Origin of the sequence: Streptomyces sp. NPDC058231, assembly GCF_042882275.1 — a bacterium.
In the GTDB taxonomy this organism is placed as follows: domain Bacteria; phylum Actinomycetota; class Actinomycetes; order Streptomycetales; family Streptomycetaceae; genus Streptomyces.
On sequence record NZ_JBHVWN010000037.1, the window covers coordinates 59,599 to 80,972 of the forward strand.

The window sequence follows — 21,374 nt, forward strand, 5'->3', positions numbered from 1 at the left end:
GATTCCGAGCTAACTCTATGTGGCAGTAGTAGTAGGGCCTGTGGAAACCGTGGATAACGTCGTTTTCGCAGGTCAGACCCATTTTTTTGTCCACTGCCCCTGTGGGTGGCACCGGTGGACAACCCGGTGTTTCTGTGGACACCCGAAAGTTCTGCACACCCCATGCACAGGGCGGGGGTGTTTCTCCCCAGGGCTGTCCCCAGCTTTACCCAGGTTGCCCACAGCTCAACCGGCCTCCTTGGTGTGACGCCTTTCACTCCGCGCGGTGAAAGCGGGTGTTGTGTTGCCGAACAGTGGACAGGGGTGTGGAGAAGCTGGGGACAACACGGCCGTCCCTGTGGGCCGCCGGTGGACAACATCGGCGGCCCCCTGTGGACGAATATTTTGTCCACAGCCTGTGGATCATTGTTGGCCACAAATCCCCAGGCTTCTGACCTGGCCTGATGGAGTATCGGCAGTTGGTCCTGTGGAAGCAGTATGGACAACTTCGCGATCCCCAGGCTGTGGAGGGGGAATTCTCCTCAGATCTGTGGAGAACCGCAGGTAGACGGTGCGTATTCGAACACCGCAGCCGGGACGGAGGCCACCGTGAGCGGTCCCGGACGGGCCGCCGGGGCATCTCGGCGACTCCGCAGGAGCGTTCTGGAGGCTTCGCAGGGCCGTCCGGACACCGGCAGCGGGAGTCCTGGGAGCCTCTGTGGGAATGATCCGGCGTCGTGAGAGTCGCTGCGGAGGGGTTCACCGGACCCGCACGGAAGCCGTCCGCGGCGGTCCGGAAGTCCCGCGCAGCCGCCTCGTGCGGGATGCGCCCCCGGGAACGGCCGAGGGCGCCCCTCGACGGATGGTGCGGGAGTCCGTCGGGGGCGCCCTCGGCGCCGTGCGTGAAGGGGTGGCGGAAGCCTTCCGTCAGCCGTTCTTGATGCGGTTGGTGAGCTCGGTGACCTGGTTGTAGATGGAGCGCCGCTCCGCCATCAGCGCGCGGATCTTGCGGTCCGCGTGCATCACGGTCGTATGGTCGCGGCCGCCGAACTGCGCGCCGATCTTGGGCAGCGAGAGATCCGTCAGCTCGCGACAGAGGTACATCGCGATCTGGCGGGCCGTCACCAGCACCCGGCTGCGCGAGGATCCGCAGAGGTCCTCCACCGTCAGACCGAAGTAGTCCGCGGTCGCCGCCATGATGGCCGTCGCCGTGATCTCCGGAGCCGCGTCCTCGCCGCCCGGGATCAGGTCCTTCAGCACGATCTCGGTCAGTCCGAGGTCGACCGGCTGCCGGTTGAGGCTGGCGAAGGCGGTCACCCGGATCAGCGCGCCCTCCAGCTCGCGGATGTTGCGCGAGATGCGGGAGGCGATGAACTCGAGGACCTCCGGCGGGGCGTTGAGCTGCTCCTGCACCGCCTTCTTGCGGAGGATCGCGATACGCGTCTCCAGCTCCGGCGGCTGCACATCGGTGGTCAGACCCCACTCGAAACGGTTCCGCAGCCGGTCCTCCAGGGTGACCAGCTGCCGGGGCGGCCGGTCCGAGGACAGCACGATCTGCTTGTTGGCGTTGTGGAGCGTGTTGAACGTGTGGAAGAACTCCTCCTGCGTCGACTCCTTGCTCGCCAGGAACTGGATGTCGTCGACGAGCAGGATGTCCACGTCGCGGTACCGCTTGCGGAAGGTGTCGCCCTTTCCGTCGCGGATCGAGTTGATGAACTCGTTGGTGAACTCCTCGGAGCTCACGTAACGCACCCGGGTGCCCGGATAGAGGCTGCGGGCGTAGTGCCCGATGGCATGCAGCAGGTGCGTCTTCCCGAGCCCCGACTCCCCGTAGATGAAGAGGGGGTTGTACGCCTTGGCGGGTGCCTCGGCGACGGCGACGGCGGCGGCGTGCGCGAACCGGTTGGACGCGCCGATGACGAAGGTGTCGAAGAGGTACTTCGGGTTCAGCCGGGCGTCGGGCTCGCCCGGGCCGGGCGCCGGCGCGGGCTGTGCGCCCATCGGGCCGGTGGCACCGCCCGGCCGCCCGGTACCCGGACCGATCTGCCGGTGCTGGGGGGCCTGCATGTCGTGGCGCTCGGGGCGCTGCTGCTCGTAGCCCTGGCGCTCGGGCGGCTGCGACCGGTAGTCGTGCTGCTGCTGGCGGTAGTCGTGCTGCTGCTCACGCCACTGCTCCGCGGACTGGTCGCGGTCCTGGAATCCGCCGAGCCGGGGCTGCTGCCAGGGGAGGTCCTCCTGGGTGCGCGGCCACGCACCGGGCTCGGGGCGCTGCTGCTGGTAGTCGGGATAGGCAGGGCGGGCCGTCGGCATGCCGTCGTCCGAAGGCCGGTGGCCGTATCCGTCGTACGCGTCGTTGTGCTGCCGCTCGTCGTGCTGCGGCCCCTGGTAGCGGTGCTGCTGCGACTGGTGCATGGGAGGCGCCGGCGGGCTCGGCGGCTCGCCCGCCGAGTCGTCGACGGTGATCGCGATCCGGATCGGACGCCCGCACTCGCGGCTCAGCGTCTCGCTGATGAGCGGCGCGAGGCGGCCCTCCAGGACGCGCTTGCCCCACTCGTTGGGGACCGCGAGCAGCGCGGTGTCGGCCACCAGTGCGAGCGGCTGACACCGCTCGATCCACTGCTTGTCCTTGGGCTCGATACCCTGCTGGCCCTCCCCGAGCAGTTGCTCCAGCACTCGTGGCCACACTGCGGCAAGATCGGCAGGTACGTCAGCCACAAGGCACGCTCTCTCGCTGGTCCCACGAATGTGTGGTTCTCGGGACGGGATGGGTCGGGATGGGTGAGGCCCGGCAGGCGGGAAGAAAAAGAACCGGAGTCCAACCACGGTAGTCAGGCCGACCCGCGCGGTACAAGTTGTTGTCCACAGGCTGTGCACAGAGCGGGTCGCTCCGGGGCGGGTTTGACCGGATGGCGCCGCCGCGCGTACCGTGACCAGGTCGAGTTGTCGATGGCTGCTGCCGCCTGCCTCCGATGGGCAAAGATCACGATCTGTGATTGTGAAGCGGTGCACTAAGGCGTTTACGCGAGTCTCTCGTGGGCGCACGGTGACAGCCAGGCGATGTCCCGCCAACACACAATCATTTCTGGAGCCCCCGAGTGAGCAAGCGCACCTTCCAGCCGAACAACCGTCGTCGCGCGAAGACCCACGGCTTCCGGCTGCGTATGCGCACCCGTGCCGGCCGCGCGATTCTCGCGTCCCGCCGTGGCAAGGGTCGCGCCAACCTGTCCGCCTGACCGCGTACAGGTCATGACGTGCTGCCTACCGAGAATCGGCTGAGGCGGCGCGAGGACTTCGCGACCGCAGTACGTCGAGGACGCCGGGCCGGCCGCCCGCTACTCGTCGTCCATCTACGCAGCGGTGCAACGGACCCGCACGTGACTGGGGAGACTGCTCCCCCGCCGCGTGCGGGTTTCGTTGTCAGCAAAGCCGTGGGTGGAGCGGTCGTACGCACAGCCGTGAAGCGAAGGCTTCGCCATCTGGTCCGCGAACGACTGGCCATGCTGCCCCCCGGTAGCCTGGTTGTCGTACGAGCGTTGCCCGGATCGGGTGACGCCGACCATGAACAGCTGGCCCGAGACCTGGATGCCGCTCTTGAGCGGCTGCTGGGAGGGGGCGTGCGATGAAGTACCCGCTGCTGGCTCTGATCAAGCTGTATCAGTGGACGATCAGCCCGCTTCTCGGGCCTGTCTGCCGTTACTACCCGTCGTGTTCCCACTATGGATATACGGCGATCGACCGGCACGGAGCGATCAAGGGAACCGCGCTGACAGCGTGGCGCATCCTGCGATGCAATCCGTGGTCACCAGGCGGCGTGGATCACGTTCCGCCACGCAAACGCCCGCGTTGGCACGAACTGCTGCGCAGCGCCATACGCGGCAGCAAGGGCGGGGACTCCGCCGCTGCTGTGCCTCCTGAGGGGACGGTTTCCGAACCTCTCAGCCCGGCCGCAGAGACCTCGCCCAAAGCTCAAGGAGCCTGATTAGTGGACACGATTGCCAGTCTGTTCAGCTTTATCACTTACCCCGTTTCGTGGGTCATCGTCCAGTTCCACAGCCTCTACGGGGCGATCTTCGGCGATGACACGGGCTTGGCCTGGGGCCTGTCCATCGTGTCTCTGGTGGTGCTGATCCGGATCTGTCTGGTCCCGCTTTTTGTTAAGCAGATCAAGTCGACCCGGAACATGCAGGTGCTCCAGCCGAAGATGAAGGCGATCCAGGAGCGCTACAAGAGCGACAAGCAGCGTCAGTCCGAAGAGATGATGAAGCTGTACAAGGAGACGGGTACCAATCCGCTCTCCTCGTGCCTTCCCATCCTGGCGCAGTCGCCGTTCTTCTTCGCCCTGTATCACGTGCTCTCGGCTATCGCCTCGGGCAAGACGATCGGTGTCATCGACCAGCCGCTGCTCGACAGCGCCCGTCAGGCACACATCTTCGGCGCTCCGCTCGCTGCCAAGTTCACCGACAGTGCGTCCAAGGTCGAAGCACTCGGTGCGTCGCTGACCGACGTGCGAGTCGTGACCGCGATCATGATCATTCTGATGTCGGCGTCGCAGTTCTTCACGCAGCGCCAGCTGATGACGAAGAACGTCGACCTGACGGTCAAGACGCCGTACATGCAGCAGCAGAAGATGCTGATGTACGTCTTCCCGCTGATCTTCGCCGTCATGGGTATCAACTTCCCCGTCGGTGTCCTCGTCTACTGGCTGACCACCAACGTCTGGACCATGGGTCAGCAGATGTACGTGATCAACCAGAACCCGACCCCGGGCAGCAAGGCGCAGGACCACTACCTGGGGCGTGTGCTGAAGAGCATCACCACTCACGGTGAGGTGCGCGGCAGGACCAAGCGCAACACGGTCAAGCGCATCGTCTCCAAGGGTTCGGACCGCAACGACATCGAGCGGAAGTTCATCACCGGACTGGCCAAGCTCGGCTTCGTCGCCCAGGAGGACGGCACGGTGGCGAAGAGCGACACCGCTCTTGCCGAGGCCGAGGGCGGGGCCACGCAGAAGCGCCAGCAGCCCAAGCGCCAGACCAAGGCGAAGCGCCAGAGCGGTGTGGCTCAGTCCGGCGTGGCGAAGGAGACCGACTCGGACGAGTCGGAGGCCAAGACCTCGCTGGAGAAGCAGGACGCACCGCAGGACGACCAGCCCAAGCCGGCGGGCAAGCCCGCGTCCGGCTCCTCACGCCAAGCCAAGTCCGGACAGCGCAAGGGTCCGCAGCGACCCAAGCACCCGTCCAAGAAGTAAGAAGGAGTCCATCCGTGACGGAAGGCACCACCTCCACGGCCGCTGAGGGCAGCAGCGACACCTTGACCCGCCTTGAGCAGGAAGGGGAGATCGCAGCCGACTACCTTGAGGGCCTGCTCGACATCGCCGATCTCGACGGTGACATCGACATGGACGTCGAGGCGGACCGGGCCGCGGTCTCGATCATCAGCGAATCGGCACGTGAACTGCAGAAGCTCGTGGGCCGCGACGGTGAGGTGCTGGAGGCGCTCCAGGAGCTGACGCGACTGGCTGTACACCGGGAGACCGGTGACCGCAGTCGGCTGATGCTGGACATCGCGGGCTTCCGTTCCAAGAAGCGCGCGGTCCTGGCCGAGCTGGGTGCCAAGGCCGCGGACGAGGTCAAGAAGACCGGTGAACCGGTGAAGCTGGACCCGATGACGCCGTTCGAGCGCAAGGTTGTGCATGATGCGGTTGCGGCCGCGGGCCTGCGCAGCGAGTCGGAGGGCGAGGAACCCCAGCGGTTCGTCGTCGTTCTCCCGGCCTGATCGGACCCCTGTTCTGTCGGCCCCGTCTGTTCGCAGGCGGGGCCGATCTTTGTCAGCCTGATAGTCAGCCACCCACAGTGCGGTAGTGCGGTATGGAAGGACGGTTCCCGTGACGGCGGAAGTAGAGCTTCCCCAGGCGCCCGAAGAGGCGCGGGCGGTTTTCGGTGAGTTCTTCCCGGAGGCTGTCCGGTACGCGGAACTGCTTGCGGATGCCGGGGTCGAGCGAGGGCTGATCGGCCCGCGTGAGGTGCCGAGGCTGTGGGAACGGCACCTGCTGAACTGTGCGGTGCTGTCCGAAGTGGTACCTGAGGGCGTCACGGTCTGCGATGTCGGCTCCGGTGCGGGGCTCCCCGGCATTCCTCTGGCTCTGGTGCGTCCCGACTTGAAGATCACGTTGCTGGAGCCCCTGCTTCGCCGGACGAATTTCCTCCAGGAAGTCGTCGAGCTGCTGGGGCTGGACCATGTGACCGTGGTCCGAGGCCGTGCGGAGGAGGTCCTGGGGACGCTCCAGCCGGTCCATGTCGTCACGGCTCGTGCCGTGGCGCCGCTCGATCGGCTGGCCGGCTGGGGAGTGCCACTGCTTCGCCCGTACGGGGAGATGCTGGCACTCAAGGGCGATACCGCCGAGGAGGAGATCAACGGCGCTCGTGCGGCCCTGAGCAAGCTCGGAGTGGTGGACGCCGAGGTGCTCCAGGTCGGCGAAGGCGTGGTCGAACCGATGTCCACCGTGGTGCGTGTGGTGGTCGGCGAGAGCCCGGGCGGTGTGAGGTTCGCCGCAAAGCGAGCCAAGGCGGCCAGGACCAGTCGAACGCGCCGCCGACGCTGAAATCATTCGATCACGTTACGAAATCGACCGTTACATGTGGTTCGTACTGCCGCCCGCCGTCACAACGTGCGGGCAGGCAGGCGTCCCCGGTGCGGAGTGTCGTGCCTCTGTAGCTACGCTGCAGGGGCATCGTGTTTCACGTGAAACGTCGCTCTCTGCTGCATGGAATCATCGGCCGCGGTCGCGCGGCGTCCGCACCTCGCCATCGCAGGCCCGTTAGGGCTACGGAGTTGTCCACAGAAGTGGATTCATCCACAGAAGAGCGGGCCTCGCTGGTTCACGACCCCGAAAACATGGCAGGCTCAGCTCATTGCGAGCCTGAAGTCGAGGAGAGTGAATCCTTGCGGTCCGACGCCAACATCGCGGGACCGATGACCGATCCGGTCCCCGGTCCCCGAACCGAAACGACGGGGGACGGTGTTTCACGTGAAACACCGCCGCCGATGGACGACACACCCATCGGTCGTGCGGCCCAGCTGGCGGTCGAAGCTCTCGGCCGTGCCGGCGAGGGTCTGCCCCGCCCTGACCAGACGCGCGTCATGGTGGTGGCCAACCAGAAGGGTGGAGTGGGTAAGACGACCACCACGGTCAACCTTGCCGCTTCGCTTGCGCTCCACGGTGCGCGTGTGCTGGTGATCGACCTGGACCCGCAGGGGAACGCTTCCACGGCTCTGGGTATTGACCATCACGCTGAAGTCCCCTCCATCTATGACGTCCTGGTGGAGAGCATGCCGCTCTCCGACGTGGTGCAGCCCGTGCCGGACGTCGAAGGCCTCTTCTGCGCCCCAGCCACCATTGATCTCGCCGGTGCGGAGATCGAGCTGGTGTCGCTGGTGGCGCGGGAGAGTCGACTGCAGCGAGCGATCCAGGCCTACGAGCAGCCGCTGGATTACATCCTCATCGACTGCCCGCCTTCGCTCGGTCTGCTGACGGTCAATGCGATGGTCGCGGGCGCTGAAGTCCTGATCCCGATCCAGTGTGAGTACTACGCGCTGGAGGGGCTCGGGCAGCTACTGCGGAACGTCGACCTCGTCCGGGGACACCTGAACCCCGAGCTGCATGTGTCGACGATCCTGCTCACCATGTACGACGGCAGGACCAGGCTCGCTTCCCAGGTGGCGGAGGAGGTGCGCAGCCACTTCGGTAAGGAGGTGCTGCGCACGAGCATTCCTCGTTCGGTTCGGATCTCGGAGGCGCCGAGTTACGGACAGACCGTGCTGACCTACGACCCTGGTTCCAGCGGGTCGCTGTCGTATCTCGAAGCAGCTCGTGAGATCGCCCTGCGGGGGGTCGGGGTGCACTATGAGGCCCAGCATGCCCAGCTGGGCACCGGGAACAGCCAGCAGAACATTTCGGAGGGGATCCAGTGAGTGAGCGTCGTAGAGGGTTGGGGCGTGGGCTCGGCGCGCTGATTCCCGCTGCCCCGCAGGAACGTCAGGTCCCGGCCGCAGGAGCGGGCCAGGGTCCATCGGGTTCGGGTGCGGTGCCGGTGATGACGGCCGAGCGAGGGGTGGCCGCCGCGAAGGTGACCACGCTCGCCTCTGCTCCCACTGTCCCTGAGCCGAGTGGCCCTGTCGCGGAACCCGAAGCCTCCTCGGAAGCGGCGGACGCCGCGGGAGCGTACTTTGCCGAGGTTCTACTCGGCTCCATCACTCCGAACCCTCGCCAGCCCCGCGAGGTGTTCGACGAGGATGCGCTCGCCGAGTTGGTCACCTCCATCAAGGAGGTGGGTCTGCTCCAGCCCGTCGTCGTGCGGAAGCTGGGACCGGAGCGCTACGAGCTCATCATGGGCGAGCGGCGCTGGAGGGCCTGTCGAGAGGCGGGTCTGGAGCGGATCCCGGCCATCGTCCGGGCCACGGACGACGAGAAGTTGCTCCTGGACGCGCTCCTGGAGAATCTTCACCGGGCTCAGCTGAACCCGTTGGAGGAGGCAGCCGCGTACGACCAGCTGCTCAAGGACTTCAAGTGCACGCATGACCAGCTGGCCGATCGGATCGGGCGGTCCCGTCCGCAGGTGTCGAACACACTGCGCCTGCTGCGGCTCTCTCCGCCGGTGCAGCGCAGGGTCGCTGCCGGGGTGCTGTCGGCCGGTCATGCCAGGGCGCTGTTGTCCGTGGACGACTCCGAGGAGCAGGACCGGCTGGCTCATCGCATCGTGGCCGAAGGGCTCTCGGTGCGCGCGGTCGAGGAGATCGTGACGCTGATGGGCTCCCGTCCCGCGAGCACTTCCAAGTCCAAGGGTCCCCGGGCCGGCGGCCGGCTGTCGCCGGCCCTGTCCGATCTTGCCTCCAGGCTCTCGGACCGCTTCGAGACCAGAGTGAAGGTCGACCTCGGACAGAAGAAGGGAAAGATCGTCGTCGAGTTCGCGTCGATGGAGGATCTCGACCGCATTCTCGGCAGCTTGGCGCCGGGTGAAGGCCGAGTGCTGGAACGGCGCCTTTCCGAGGAGCCGGCCGAGGGCGACGAGGCCTGACATCCGCTGATACTGCCTTGGGGCGGGCTGTGTTCCGGTGTATACCGGAACACAGCCCGCCCTTTGCTCTCTCACGGTGTCGGCTTCATCTCCGGGTGGATACGATTCGTTCTGGTATGACACATCCAGCTTGATCCACCTCGGCGGAGGGAGGGCCATGCGATCAGTGAGCCGCAGCCGACTGGTCACAGTAGGGCTGGGCCTGGGGGCTGTCGGAGGTTTCGTCGGCGGCCTGCTCCGTGAACGGAGCGCACTGACCGCCGCACGCGATGCGGCGGGCGAAGGAAGCGAGGAACAGCCTTCATGGGACGGCGGCTCGTACCGCTCACACTGGATAACCTTCCCGATCTCCCCAAGCGCTGCCGCTCGTGTGTCTTCTGGGAACTTGATCCGGTCAGTGGGGAAGCTGCGCTAAAGGCCGGAACCCCGGAGCTGGAGAAGGAGGCTTGGATCTCGGCTGTCCTGCTGGAGTGGGGATCCTGTGGGCGCGTCGTCTACGTGGACGATGTGCCGGTCGGCTTCGTTCTCTACGCGCCACCCGCGTATGTCCCGCGCTCGACGGCCTTCCCCACCAGCCCTGTCTCGCCCGACGCCGTGCAGTTGATGACTGCCTTGATCATGCCTGGGTATCAGGGTCAGGGGCTGGGGCGAGTCCTGGTGCAGACCGTTGCCAAGGATCTGCTGCGCCGTGGATTCAAGGCGATCGAGGCGTTCGGAGATGCCCGGTGGAAGGAACCGGCCTGTGTGCTTCCGGCCGACCATCTGCTGGCAGTGGGCTTCAAGACCGTACGCCCTCATCCGGTTCATCCACGGCTGAGATTGGAGCTGCGCACGACGCTTTCTTGGAAGGAAGACGTCGAACTGGCTCTGGACCGGCTGCTGGGTGCCGTGCAGAAGGAGCCCGCACTGCGACCGCTGTGATTCAAGAACCCATGAGAACGTGAAACGGGCCCATCCTCAGGGGATGGGCCCGTTTCACGTGAAACAGCGGAACCATGGTCCTACTCGGCGATGAAGCCTTCGAGGTCACGGAGGATCGCGGCCTTCGGCTTGGCACCGACGATGGTCTTGGCGACCTCGCCACCCTGGTACACGTTCAGCGTCGGGATGGACATCACGCCGTACTTGGCAGCGGTGGCCGGGTTCTCGTCGATGTTGAGCTTGACGATCTCGATCTTGTCGCCGTGCTCTGCCGCGATCGCCTCCAGGGAGGGGGCGATCTGGCGGCACGGGCCGCACCAGGCGGCCCAGAAGTCCACCAGCACGGGCTTGTCGCTCTTCAGGACGTCCTCATCAAAGGAGTCGTCAGTCACGTTCTTCAGGGCGCCGGCCACGGCGGCCTCCTTAACTTCGTGGGATGTGGGGTGGGAGACGTGGATCAGACGGTGGCCGCAGCGGCCTTCTCGTCGTCGGCGAGCGCGGCAAGGAATCGCTCGGCGTCGAGTGCGGCGGAGCAGCCGGTGCCGGCAGCGGTGATGGCCTGCCGGTAGGTGTGGTCGACGACATCGCCGGCGCCGAAGACACCGGTCAGGTTGGTGCGCGTGGAAGGAGCGTCGACCTTGAGGTAGCCCTCGTCGTCGAGGTCGAGCTGCCCCTTGAAGAGCTCGGTGCGGGGGTCATGGCCGACGGCGATGAAGAGGCCGGTGACCGCGAGCTCTGAGGTCTCGCCGGTCTTGGTGTTGCGCAGGGTCAGGCCGGAGAGCTTCTGCTCGCCCTGGACCCCGGCCACCTCGCTGTCCCAGGCGAACTTGATCTTCGGGTCGGCGAAGGCGCGGTCCTGCATGGTCTTCGAGGCACGCAGCGAGTCGCGGCGGTGGACGATGGTGACCGACTTGGCGAAACGGGAGAGGAAGGTCGCCTCCTCCATGGCAGTGTCGCCGCCACCGACCACCGCGATGTCCTGGTCCTTGAAGAAGAAGCCGTCACACGTGGCACACCAGGAGACGCCGCGTCCGGAGAGGGCATCCTCGTTCGGCAGACCGAGCTTGCGGTGCTGCGAGCCGGTGGTGACAATGACGGCCTTGGCGCGGTGCACGGTGCCGGCCGTGTCGGTGACAGTCTTGATGTCCCCGGTGAGATCGACGGCGACCACATCGTCGGGAACGAGTTCGGCTCCGAAGCGCTCTGCCTGGGCGCGCATGTTGTCCATGAGCTCGGGGCCCATGATCCCGTCCTGGAAGCCGGGGAAGTTCTCCACGTCGGTGGTGTTCATCAGAGCGCCACCAGCGGTGACGGCGCCCTCGAAGACCAGCGGCTTCAGCGACGCACGCGCGGTGTAAAGGGCGGCGGTGTAGCCCGCAGGGCCGGAGCCGATGATGATCACATTACGGACGTCGCTCACGGGTTTCTTCCTCGTCTCTGCAGACTGCCTACTGTCCACGCCTACTGGGGTCGGTTCTACGACTCTCACCCCACCCAACGGATCCTACGGGGCGTGCATTCCCGACGTGCCGGGGCGGCGACGGGCACGATCCTCAGGGGCGGGAGTAGGTGCGGGTCAGGAGCAGCCGGCCCTTGCCGGCGGGGTCTGCATGGACGCAGCTCGCATCGACGACGTAAGCCTGGACGAGGGCGGCGTCGGTCCCGTGGGGCAGAACGACGAGAAATGCGTCCGTGCCCTCATAGGTGCCCTTCTCAATGGCGAGAGCCGCAGTCTTCCGTCCGGTGCCCTGTTGCACGCAGGCAGGCACGGATACGACGGGTGCCTCCAGAGGCGTGGTGGGGGATGCGGACGCGGGAGGCGCGCTCTCCGGTGTCGAATCCATACCGACTGAGGGCGCCCGCTTGTCGTCGCCCGAGCTCTTTGTGGAGGGGGCGCCCGCAGGGCTCAGAAGTGTCTGCACGCGTCCGCTGAGGGGAGAGCCCGAGAACGTGCTCGGGTCCTTCTCCGCAGCGCTCACGCCTGCGTCTGCCGCCTTGGCGGCTGATGAGTTCTGGGATGTCTGGATCGCCTGCAGCATGAGGACGCTCACGCCGACCAGTGCGGCACCGAGCACAGTGCCGAGGGCGATGGTGCGTCGCCGTCGTGTTGATCGGCGGCTGGGGCCTGTAGCGGCTCGGCCGTGCCCCGCGGGACGGCTCGCAGGCTTGGAGTGGGTCTCTTGGGTCCCTACGTCCAGGTCTCCGGCTGGCCGCTCCTGTTCCCCATCCGTCTCTGTTTCACGTGAAACATCTGCCGCCCCACCCGGTGCCGAGGCGTCGTGAAATGCCTCGGCGGCGAGCGCTGCGTCGATGCGGTCCGCGATGTCGTCAGGCATCCGCATCGCGCCAGGCAGTTCGCCGAGCAGCCCACGGATCTCTTCCAGGGAGGCTCGGACATCACTGCAGAGCTCGCAGCCGTCCACGTGGTGGCTTACCTGCGCCGTACGGGAAGGAGGGAGCAGCCCTTCGGTGAGGTCGGAGATCTCTGAGACGTCCGGGTGCTGTGTCGTGTCGGTCGTCGATGTCATGTGCGCCCACCTCCGCCCTTCACTCCAGCAGGATCGTTGGTCCCTGCGTCCCTCGGTCTTGATGCCGGTGGGACGGATGCCCGTTGGGTCTGGTTCCTTCCCGGGTCGAGTGCACCGCTTTCTCCGCCCGCGCCGCGCAGATGGGAGAGGAGCGGAGCGAGTCTGGCCCGGCCCCGCGCGCAGCGGCTCTTCACGGTTCCGGTGGGCACATCGAGGATGCGGGCTGCCTCCGCCACGGGGTAGCCCTGCATGTCCACCAGGACCAGTGCGGCGCGCTGCTCGGCGGGAAGAGTGGCGAGGGCTGCCAGAAGCTCTCGGTGCAGATCCTGGCGTTCGGCGGGCGCTTCGGCGGACTCGTGGGGCTCAAGGAGCTGTTCGAGCCGCTGGGTGTCGTCGACGGGGGAAGTCTTGCGTGACGCTGCCTTGCGGACCCGGTCCAGGCAGGCGTTGACGGTGATGCGGTGCAGCCAGGTGGTGACGGCTGACTGGCCGCGGAAGGTGTGGGCGGCACGGAAGGCGGAGACCAAGGCGTCCTGAACTGCGTCGGCGGCTTCCTCCCGGTCGCCCAGGGTCCGTAGTGCGACGGCCCAGAGCCGGTCACGGTGGCGTCGTACGAGCTCACCGAAAGCGTCCGGTTCACCGGCTACATGGCGAGCGAGGAGGTCTGAGTCGCTGAACGGCTCCGACGGCTCGACGGCCACCTCCCCCTCCCTCCCTCTGTGCGTCAGGTGCGTCTGTCTATCACGATTCAGGCACCCGAGGTCAGAGGGCTGAGGAACCCCAGTCGGAGTCCGGCAGCCGCCGTAGTGGTCCCTGATCGCGTAACAGGCCGGCAAGGGAACGAGTCCCTTGCCGGCCTGTTCGTCAGCCGAGTACGGAGATTTCCGAGATGCCGCCACGGAAGGAGTTTGCCGACCCGTCCGGTGGGAGCTCGGTGATGTGGATCAGGATGTAGCGGGTGCGTACCGGTTCCGCGAGCTTCTGCTCCAGGCTCTCCCCAGCCGTGCCGAGCTTGGTGAGTCGCTGCGGGAAATCGGAGAGGGACGAGGGTGCGGATGCGCTCTTGTCCGCGGCGAGCACCTCGGCCTTCTGCCCGCTGCGATACATCTCGATCTTGATGGTGCTGACGTCCTGCACGCTGCCGAGATCAACGACTATGCCGCTCCCCTGCTTGCGGTTGGGGAGGTTCCCGAAGTTCGCGTAGCCCTGGTACTGCGGAGTGATCCAGGCGGTGTCCGACTTGCCGTCCACGGCGTTCGGCACGTCCTCCTGCTTTATCCCGGAGCCGCTGGGCATGAACTCCGTCGCGCCCTTGATCCGCAGCGGTTCGGCCGGTGGAGCAGGACGCTTGTCCCCGTTCTCAGGGTTGGTCTGGGTGACGCCGGGGTCACCCGGGTCGTTGTCGCGGTCGAGAAGTGTCTCCGCGAGTTGCCAGCTGCCCAGACCCAGAGCTGCGATCAGCAGTGCGGAGACGGCCCATTTCAGAACCTTGCCGGTGCGGCTCTGGAGCGGCGCGGGAGGTGAGGGGAGTACGGGCTGGGTCACATGTCCGCCGGGATGGGCGGCCGGGCGTCCGAAGCTGCCCTGCTGGTAGGTCGTGCGCTGGTACTCGGGCGGCGCTGTGAACGTGGGCTCGGGCGGACGGATGCGGGGCATCGCGGCGACTGCCTTGGCGAGCTCGTCAGGGGTGGTGCACGGCTGTTCCTGCCGGGACGCAGTGGCCCCGTCATTGGCCAGCGCGCGCATGGCCAGTTCGGAGAGACCCCGGTGCACGCCGGCCCGCACCTGGTCGGGGGCGATCAGCCCCACGCCCTTGGGCAGTCCGGAGAGGCCGTATGCGTCGTTCTCGTACGGCCAGCGCTGTGTCAGAGCGGCGTAGAGCAGCGCACCGATCGCCTCGGTGTCCGCGCGCTGCGGACCGTCTGCGGTGATGCCCCGCAGGGCGGCGTTCACGGCGAGGCCGCGGATCCGGTACTGGCCGGTCGAGCTGCGCAGTACCGCCCCCGGGGTGAGCCTCAGATGCGCGAGGCCTTCGCGGTGTGCGGCTGCCATGGCTTGGGAGATCTGGCTGACAAGTTGATAGGCGTCGTGGGCGTCCATGGGGCCGGCAGCCAGCAGAGCCGTGAGCTCGGTGGCGTCGGGGAGCCATTCGTGCACCACGTAGACGAGATCGTCCTCTTCGACTGCGTCGAGCACCTGGACGAAGCGCGGATCCCCCAACAGTGCCGAGGACCGTGCTGCGGCCAGCACGGAACGGGCTCGCGGGTGGTCAGCGGGGAGCAGATGGACGCCCACCGCACGACGCAGCTTCTCGTCGACAGCACGCCAGCTGCTGAATCCGTCCAGACGGGTGACGCACTCCTCCAGTCGGTAGCGTCTGGCAAGTTTGTGGCCGCTGTGCAGATCCGGGGTCGCCGGGGTGGCATCCGAGCTGCTCCGCTCACCATCTGCGTCCTCGGGGTCTGTGGCCGCCGATTCCTGCGCTTCTGCCGTCCCGTCGGTCGTGGCCTCGTCCGCCTTGGCGGCCAGCGACTCATCGCCGCTGTTGTCGGCCACGTCGACGGCAGCCGTGCTACGTTCCGCCACCGTCGTTCCTGCCTCCCCATCCGTTGAGCGATGTCAGCCAGCCCTGCACAGTCACGCCAATTGTGCCCACACTCCAGCGCTATGCACGACACACGGAGACCGACGATGGTTGTGCGGGCCGGTGTGACTCAGCGTCCGAGCCGTCCCCGGACCATTCCGACCATGCCGTTGATCTCTTCGATCCGCATGCGCTTCGCGGCGACGAAGAAGACCCCCAGCAGTACGGTGCCACCGCAGATCAGGGCGATCAGCGAACCGAAGGCCCCCTCTCCCAGGCCCAGGAGCAGCGCGAAACCCACGCCGCCGCCGAGAATCGCCGCAGGGATCGCCGCGAGGCAGAGGCGGGCGTAGGTACGGACGACATGGGCGCCGTCCAGGTCGCCACCCAGCCGGTTGCGAAGCCTGCGCCAGGCGACGCCCACACCGACGGCGTAGGCCAGCCCATAGGCGCCCGCCATGCCGACGACTGCCCACTCGGCCGGAAGGAGGGCGAAGCAGAGAGCGGAGGCGGCAGCGTTGACCCCGGCGACGATGACCGTGTTGTAGAACGGCGTGCGGGTGTCCTCGTACGCGTAGAAGCCACGGAGCACGACGTACTGGACGGAGTACGGGATGAGGCCGAGGGCGAACGCCATCAGGATGAAGCCCATGGACCTGGCGGCCTCGGTGCCGCTGGAGGAGTAGAGCAGCGTGCACATCGGGACGCCCAGTGCGAGGAACGCGAAGGCGACCGGCACGATGGCCACGGCCGAGTTGCGCAGTCCCTGCGAGATGTCGTCACGGACGGCACCGGGGTCGTTGTCGTGGGCGGCGCGGGAGATACGGGGCAGCAGGGCCGCCATGACCGAGACGGTGATGATTGCCTGCGGCATGCCCCAGATCAGCTGGGCATTGGAGTAGGCGAGAAAACCTGCGCCGTTCCGGTCGGAAGCCTTGCCGGCCGCGGTCGCGAGCTGCGTGACCACCAGCACACCGGCCTGGTTGGCGAAGACGAAGAGCACGGTCCACTTGGCCAGCTTGACCGTCTTGCCGAGACCGTGGCCCTTCCAGTCGAAGCGCGGACGGAAACGGAAACCGGCTTCGCGCAGGTACGGAATCATCGCCAGAGCCTGGACCACCAGGCCCAGCAGGGTCCCGATGCCCAGCAGCCGCACGCCCTCCGGCGGAATCGTCTCCACACCCATGTGGGATTCGGCGGAGGTGCCGTAGACCCAGATGAACATGCCGAACGTGAAGATCATGACGATGTTGTTGAGGACCGGGGTCCACATCATCGCGCCGAACTTTCCGCGGGCGTTGAGGATCTGGCCCATCACCACGTGCACGCCCATGAAGAAGATGGTCGGCAGGCAGTACCGGGCGAAGGTGGTGGCCACGTTGTCGGCCGCTGGATCGTTCGCGATCGTGCTGGACATCAGATGGATCAGCAACGGAGCGGCGAAGACCGCAATCGCGACGATCACACCGAGCGCCACCATCACGAGCGTGAGCAGCCGGTTGGCGTATGCCTCGCCGCCGTCCTCGTCGTCCTTCATGGAACGGACGAGCTGAGGGACGAAGACCGAGTTGAGCCCGCCACCCACGGTGAGGATGTAGATCATCGTCGGCAGGGTGTAGGCGATGGTGAAGCTGTCACCCAGCAGCGCCGCTCCGAGCGCGGCGGTGATCACCAGGCTGCGCACGAATCCGGTGAGCCGGGACACCAGGGTGCCGGCCGCCATCACTGCGCTGGACTTCAGCAGGCCGGAAGCCCGGCCGCCGGACTTCGGCGGTGCGGGCACCGGGGCCGGTTCGGGCTCGGACGGAGCGGGGGACCCGGCCGGACCTTCCTGGTCCCGGAACAGATGGGCGAAGGCATCGGGTTCTTCGCGATGCTCCGACGCCTGGGTGACGAGGTCGTCGACCCCGACGAACTGGGTGGTCGCCGGGTCCTCTCCGTACGGAAGGTGCCGGGACGGACCGGCGGGCTCGGGCGGCGGGGTCTGCGCCCAGATCCGTGGGTCGGGTGGGTACTGCGCCGCGGGAGGCTGCTGGTACAGCGGCTGCGGCTGCTGGTACGTGCCGGGGGGCGGTGGCGGGTGAGCGGCGCGGTCGTACAGCGCCTCGGCCACCGGGTCCTGAGCGGAGAGGTCGTGAGCACGGTAGGGATCGCGGTCGTACGCGTCCTGGACGTACGGATCGGGCATCGGTGGCACCTGGCCCGGGGGCCCGCCGGAAGATCCAGCTCCGCCCGTACCCTGACCGCGGTCACCGTCGTACGGCGCGTTCATCGAAACCCCACCTCATCGTCCCCGGCCGACCGGCCACGACAGACATCGCTCAACGGTTTACTTTCTCACCCGTGCCCGACGGGTCCCCGCTTTCCGGACCGGTGTCCGGCGCCGGGTCACTCGGCTGCTCGGGTTCACCGCCGTCGCCTCCGGGCGGGTCGCTCGCGTGGGTCCGCTTGCGATGGGTGTACATCCTGATGCCTGCGAGGACCAGCAGCAGCAGTCCACCGGCGATCACGAGCAGCACGGTCGGCGTGACCTCGGAGACCTTCACCGTGAAGACCATCTTTCCGCCGTACGGCGTACCGTCCTCGGTGTAGAGCTGCGCGGTCATCTGTACCTGGCCGTTGGCGTTCGCCGCGGCGTTGAACTTCACGGCCTGGCTGTGGCCGGCGGCGATCCGGATCGGCTGTTCCGCCACTCCACCGCCGTTATTCAGCCTGAGCCGTGTCGCGTTCTCCGACTTCAGCCGGAGAACCAGATGGTCGACGCCCTGCAGCAGCTTGTTCTGCACGGTCACCGGGATCGTGGCGCTGCGGCCGGAGAGCGTGACGTCCGACTTGGAGATGAGCTGCACCTCGTTGGAGAGGCTCTGCAGGTACGTACGTACCGAGTCCCGGTACCGCTGCGCCTCCAGCGGCTTGCCACGCCACGACGTCGACATGGACCGGTTGATCGCATTGCCGAAGGGCGTCACCACTCGCTCCGGCTGGGTCAGGATGACCTGGAAGCTGTTGAGTGAGGCCTGGGTCGCCTTGATGTCCTGGAAGGCCTGGGTGGGCAGCTCCTGGCTGCGCAGCTTCCTCGGGTACTGGGACGCCCTGGGAACCCTCGTCGTCGCCCGTGCATCGGGTTTTGCCTTGGCCGCGCCCACCAGGTCCAGCGACTGCGTCCAGCGTTCGTCGTTGAGGGCCTGCAGGGCGCTTGCCATCGACTGCGCCTGAGCAGAGGTCGGCATCCGCTGCGGCGCGACGACGATGCTGCGGTCGGCGTCCGTGTCCTGTTCGGTCAGCGCGAGAGTCGTGGCGAGGAACTTCTGAACGGCGAGGGTGGACTCCCCCGGCTGCGACATGTCGCCCTCGAACGCCTTGGAGAGCCGGGAGTCGGCGACCACAGCGGTGGTACCGCCACCGATCGGCCGGGCTGCGGTCGGTGTGTACAGCAGCCCCCCTGTCTCCTGGAGACTGTCGCTGCGGGCGATCACGTTGTGGGCACCGGCCGATGTGGCGACATCGACGATCGACGGGTCGATCGCGCCGTCGACCGGCCACGCGAAGTCGGTGGACGGCTTCACGTGCAGGATGGTGTCCACCGTCTTGCCGGCCACCTCGGTGGCGGTCTGCAGGTGGCTGAGAGTCCCCGAGACGTTCTTGCCGCGGTGCGCGATGGAGGCCAGGTCGGGGTCGGCGAACGGCAGGGCCACGACCTTGCCGTCCGTCACCGCCGCACCGAGCGAGGTGAGCCACTGCTTGGCGACGGCCTGGTTCTTCCCGGGCACGGTGGTGTCGCCGGATTTGACGCGGTAGTTCCCCGTCATCGCGTCGGCGGCGGCCAGCAGATCCGGATCGATGACCCAGGTCACCGGGAGGTTGCTGCCCAGCGAGACCATCTGTCCGAGGCGACCGCCCGGAGCGAGCTCGGCCGCCAGCTTGTCGTCCGCGAAGACCGGTGTCTGCTGTTCGTCGGAGCCGGTCTCCGCGGTGACGTGGGCCGATGCGATCAACGGCCACATGAAGGAGATCCGGGTCCTGGTGTCGCTCTCCTCCTCCTGCCAGGGAAGGAAGGTGCGCTGGATGCCCAGTACCTGCTCGTACGGGGCGTGGGAGGTCTGTCCGGACAGCGAGACACCGAATTGGTAGACACCCGCGTCGTCGAGTCCCAGCTTGCCGACAGGTACGGACAGCGTGAAGTCCTGGCTGACCCCGGACGGCAGTTTTGCGATCTTCAGTGTGTACTTGCCGCCGATCGCCGCCGGATCGCTCCCGGGCACATACCCGGTGCGCTCGGCGGAGGCGTCGATCGAGGTCCTGCCGAAGAGCCTCGGCCCCACCCGCAGATCGACCCGGGCGTGGGTCACCGTCTCCTTGCCCCGGTTGATCAGAGTGCCGGAGACGGTGAGGGTGTCGCCCTTGACCGGGGCGCTCGGAGCCAGGGAGTCGAGGGACACATCGACGGTGCTGGAGCCGGTCGGAGTCTTGTTCGTCTCGCCGGCCTGGGCCGCAGGGGCAGCCGCGCCGGCCAGCAGGGTGGCGACAAGTGGCGCTGAGATGATCAAGGAGGCTGTGCGCCGCAGCCACCGGCGAGCAGGAGAACGAGTGATCCCCTGGATGTCTGCCGCCTCGGCCACGCGCCTACCTGTCCCTCGTCGTCGTCAGCTGCTGTCGATGATTGTTGGTTGCTGCGTCCCCGCATGGTAACGATGTGCGCGAGGGCAGAGTGCTGGGGTGTGCACTACATGATCGGGAGAGTCTCGCAGGGCGGAGACAAACGATGACGCCCGGGCCGGTTTGGGCACGTACCCTTTTCTGTTGTGCCGAACGCCAATGAAGAGAATCCCAGCGCCCTGACCCAGGTGCAGCACCGCGCAGTCAGCGAACTGCTGCGGGTCTCCCCGGTCGCCGACGACCTCGCCCGCCGTTTCCAGGATGCCGGATTCAGCCTCGCCCTGGTCGGCGGCTCGGTTCGGGACGCGCTTCTCGGCAGGCTCGGGAACGACCTGGACTTCACTACCGATGCCCGGCCCGAGGACGTACTGAAGATTGTGCGCCCGTGGGCCGACTCGGTGTGGGAGGTCGGTATCGCCTTCGGCACGGTGGGCTGTCAGAAGAACGGCTATCAGATCGAAGTCACCACATATCGGTCGGAGGCGTACGACCGGACCTCGCGCAAACCCGAGGTCTCCTACGGCGACTCCATCGAGGAAGACCTTGTGCGCCGCGACTTCACGGTCAACGCCATGGCCGTCGCGCTGCCGCAGAAGGAATTCATCGACCCGCACGGCGGTCTCGAGGACCTGGCGGAGCGCGTGCTGCGTACCCCCGGGACCCCCGAGGACTCCTTCTCCGACGATCCACTGCGCATGCTGCGTGCTGCGCGCTTTGCCGCGCAGCTGGACTTCGAGGTAGCTGCCGAGGTCGTCACGGCGATGACGGAGATGGCGGACCGTATCGAGATCGTCTCCGCCGAGCGGGTCCGTGAGGAGCTCAACAAGCTCCTGCTCTCCAAGCACCCCCGTCAGGGGCTGACTCTCCTGGTCGATACGGGACTGGCCCAGCAGGTGCTGCCGGAGCTGCCCGCACTGAGGCTGGAGAGTGACGAGCATCACCGCCACAAGGACGTCTATGAGCACTCGCTGACTGTCCTGGAGCAGGCGATCGATCTGGAGGAGGACGGGCCGGACCTGATTCTGCGGCTCGCCGCGCTGTTCCATGACATCGGTAAGCCGCGGACCCGGCGCTTCGAGAAGGATGGACGCGTCTCGTTCCATCACCACGAAGTGGTGGGCGCCAAGATGACGAAGAAGCGCATGACCGAGCTCAAATACTCCAATGACGCGGTCAAGGACGTCTCGAAGCTGGTGGAACTGCATCTGCGCTTCCATGGGTACGGCGACGGGGAGTGGACCGACTCCGCGGTCCGCCGCTACGTCCGTGATGCGGGCCCGCTGCTGGAGCGGCTGCACAAGCTGACCCGGTCGGACTGCACTACGCGGAACAAGCGCAAGGCCGGTGCTCTCTCACGGACCTATGACGCACTCGAGGAGCGCATCGCCCAGCTGAAGGACCAGGAAGAGCTGGATGCCATCCGGCCCGATCTGGACGGCAACGAGATCATGCGGACGCTTGGTGTCGGTCCGGGTCCGGTGATCGGCAAGGCGTACGCGTTCCTGCTGGAAATGCGACTGGAGAACGGTCCGATGGACCACGACGCGGCGGTCGCGGAGCTCAAGAAGTGGTGGGCCGCGCAGAACTGAGAGTGGGGCCCAGGTGATGTTTCACGTGAAACATCACCTGGGC

The 21,374-nt window shown here is 66.8% G+C and carries 18 protein-coding genes; 10 read left to right on the top strand and 8 right to left on the bottom strand.

What is annotated here, in order from left to right:
- Nucleotides 1-906 precede the first annotated feature (906 nt).
- Complete coding sequence (gene dnaA, locus ACFVXE_RS23460) at nt 907-2,694, bottom strand: chromosomal replication initiator protein DnaA (RefSeq protein WP_389673755.1); 1,788 nt, start codon at nt 2,692-2,694, stop codon at nt 907-909.
- 380 nt (nt 2,695-3,074) lie between these two features.
- On the opposite strand from dnaA, the gene rpmH reads away from it, so the two are divergent.
- The 9 genes from rpmH (at nt 3,075) to ACFVXE_RS23505 (ending at nt 9,974) form a co-directional block, all read left to right on the top strand.
- Nucleotides 3,075-3,212, top strand: coding sequence for a 50S ribosomal protein L34 (gene rpmH / locus ACFVXE_RS23465; protein ID WP_030930485.1), 138 nt, complete (start codon nt 3,075-3,077; stop codon nt 3,210-3,212).
- An 18-nt stretch (nt 3,213-3,230) separates the two neighbouring features.
- Nucleotides 3,231-3,602: a ribonuclease P protein component gene (gene rnpA / locus ACFVXE_RS23470; RefSeq protein WP_389673757.1), complete on the top strand. Its 372-nt coding sequence runs from the start codon at nt 3,231-3,233 to the stop codon at nt 3,600-3,602.
- Nucleotides 3,599-3,958, top strand: coding sequence for a membrane protein insertion efficiency factor YidD (gene yidD / locus ACFVXE_RS23475; protein ID WP_389673759.1), 360 nt, complete (start codon nt 3,599-3,601; stop codon nt 3,956-3,958). Before rnpA ends, yidD begins: the two co-directional genes overlap by 4 nt.
- 3 nt (nt 3,959-3,961) lie before the next feature.
- Complete coding sequence (gene yidC / locus ACFVXE_RS23480; protein ID WP_389673761.1) at nt 3,962-5,227, top strand: membrane protein insertase YidC; 1,266 nt, start codon at nt 3,962-3,964, stop codon at nt 5,225-5,227.
- A 14-nt stretch (nt 5,228-5,241) separates the two neighbouring features.
- A complete protein-coding gene (locus ACFVXE_RS23485) occupies nt 5,242-5,754 on the top strand; it encodes a protein jag (RefSeq protein WP_389673763.1) in 513 nt (170 codons plus the stop codon).
- Between the two features lie 109 nt (nt 5,755-5,863).
- Complete coding sequence (gene rsmG, locus ACFVXE_RS23490) at nt 5,864-6,580, top strand: 16S rRNA (guanine(527)-N(7))-methyltransferase RsmG (protein ID WP_389673765.1); 717 nt, start codon at nt 5,864-5,866, stop codon at nt 6,578-6,580.
- A 293-nt stretch (nt 6,581-6,873) separates the two neighbouring features.
- Complete coding sequence (locus tag ACFVXE_RS23495) at nt 6,874-7,950, top strand: ParA family protein (protein WP_389673791.1); 1,077 nt, start codon at nt 6,874-6,876, stop codon at nt 7,948-7,950.
- On the top strand, nt 7,947-9,053 hold the full coding sequence (locus tag ACFVXE_RS23500) for a ParB/RepB/Spo0J family partition protein (protein ID WP_389673767.1): 1,107 nt from the start codon (nt 7,947-7,949) through the stop codon (nt 9,051-9,053). Before ACFVXE_RS23495 ends, ACFVXE_RS23500 begins: the two co-directional genes overlap by 4 nt.
- A gap of 303 nt (nt 9,054-9,356) precedes the next feature.
- Nucleotides 9,357-9,974 (top strand): GNAT family N-acetyltransferase, encoded by a 618-nt coding sequence (locus ACFVXE_RS23505; RefSeq protein WP_389673769.1) that lies wholly within the window; start codon nt 9,357-9,359, stop codon nt 9,972-9,974.
- Nucleotides 9,975-10,054: 80 nt separating this feature from the next.
- Here ACFVXE_RS23505 and trxA read toward each other — a convergent pair whose 3' ends face one another.
- From trxA to ACFVXE_RS23540, 7 genes are all read right to left on the bottom strand, one after another.
- Nucleotides 10,055-10,387: a thioredoxin gene (gene trxA / locus ACFVXE_RS23510; protein ID WP_389673771.1), complete on the bottom strand. Its 333-nt coding sequence runs from the start codon at nt 10,385-10,387 to the stop codon at nt 10,055-10,057.
- Between the two features lie 44 nt (nt 10,388-10,431).
- Complete coding sequence (trxB, locus tag ACFVXE_RS23515) at nt 10,432-11,394, bottom strand: thioredoxin-disulfide reductase (protein WP_389673773.1); 963 nt, start codon at nt 11,392-11,394, stop codon at nt 10,432-10,434.
- A 133-nt stretch (nt 11,395-11,527) separates the two neighbouring features.
- A complete protein-coding gene (locus ACFVXE_RS23520) occupies nt 11,528-11,731 on the bottom strand; it encodes a hypothetical protein (protein WP_389673775.1) in 204 nt (67 codons plus the stop codon).
- Nucleotides 11,732-12,498: 767 nt separating this feature from the next.
- Complete coding sequence (sigM, locus tag ACFVXE_RS23525) at nt 12,499-13,203, bottom strand: RNA polymerase sigma factor SigM (protein ID WP_389673777.1); 705 nt, start codon at nt 13,201-13,203, stop codon at nt 12,499-12,501.
- 163 nt (nt 13,204-13,366) lie between these two features.
- Nucleotides 13,367-15,088 carry a serine/threonine protein kinase gene (locus tag ACFVXE_RS23530; protein ID WP_389673778.1) on the bottom strand — a complete coding sequence of 574 codons (1,722 nt, stop codon included), beginning with the start codon at nt 15,086-15,088 and terminating at the stop codon, nt 13,367-13,369.
- Between the two features lie 128 nt (nt 15,089-15,216).
- Nucleotides 15,217-17,358 carry a murein biosynthesis integral membrane protein MurJ gene (murJ, locus tag ACFVXE_RS23535; protein ID WP_389673780.1) on the bottom strand — a complete coding sequence of 714 codons (2,142 nt, stop codon included), beginning with the start codon at nt 17,356-17,358 and terminating at the stop codon, nt 15,217-15,219.
- Between the two features lie 49 nt (nt 17,359-17,407).
- Nucleotides 17,408-19,705 carry a DUF6049 family protein gene (locus ACFVXE_RS23540; protein WP_389673782.1) on the bottom strand — a complete coding sequence of 766 codons (2,298 nt, stop codon included), beginning with the start codon at nt 19,703-19,705 and terminating at the stop codon, nt 17,408-17,410.
- A 183-nt stretch (nt 19,706-19,888) separates the two neighbouring features.
- Between ACFVXE_RS23540 and ACFVXE_RS23545 the strand changes: the two genes are divergently transcribed.
- Nucleotides 19,889-21,331 carry a CCA tRNA nucleotidyltransferase gene (locus ACFVXE_RS23545; protein WP_389673784.1) on the top strand — a complete coding sequence of 481 codons (1,443 nt, stop codon included), beginning with the start codon at nt 19,889-19,891 and terminating at the stop codon, nt 21,329-21,331.
- Nucleotides 21,332-21,374: the final 43 nt, after the last annotated feature.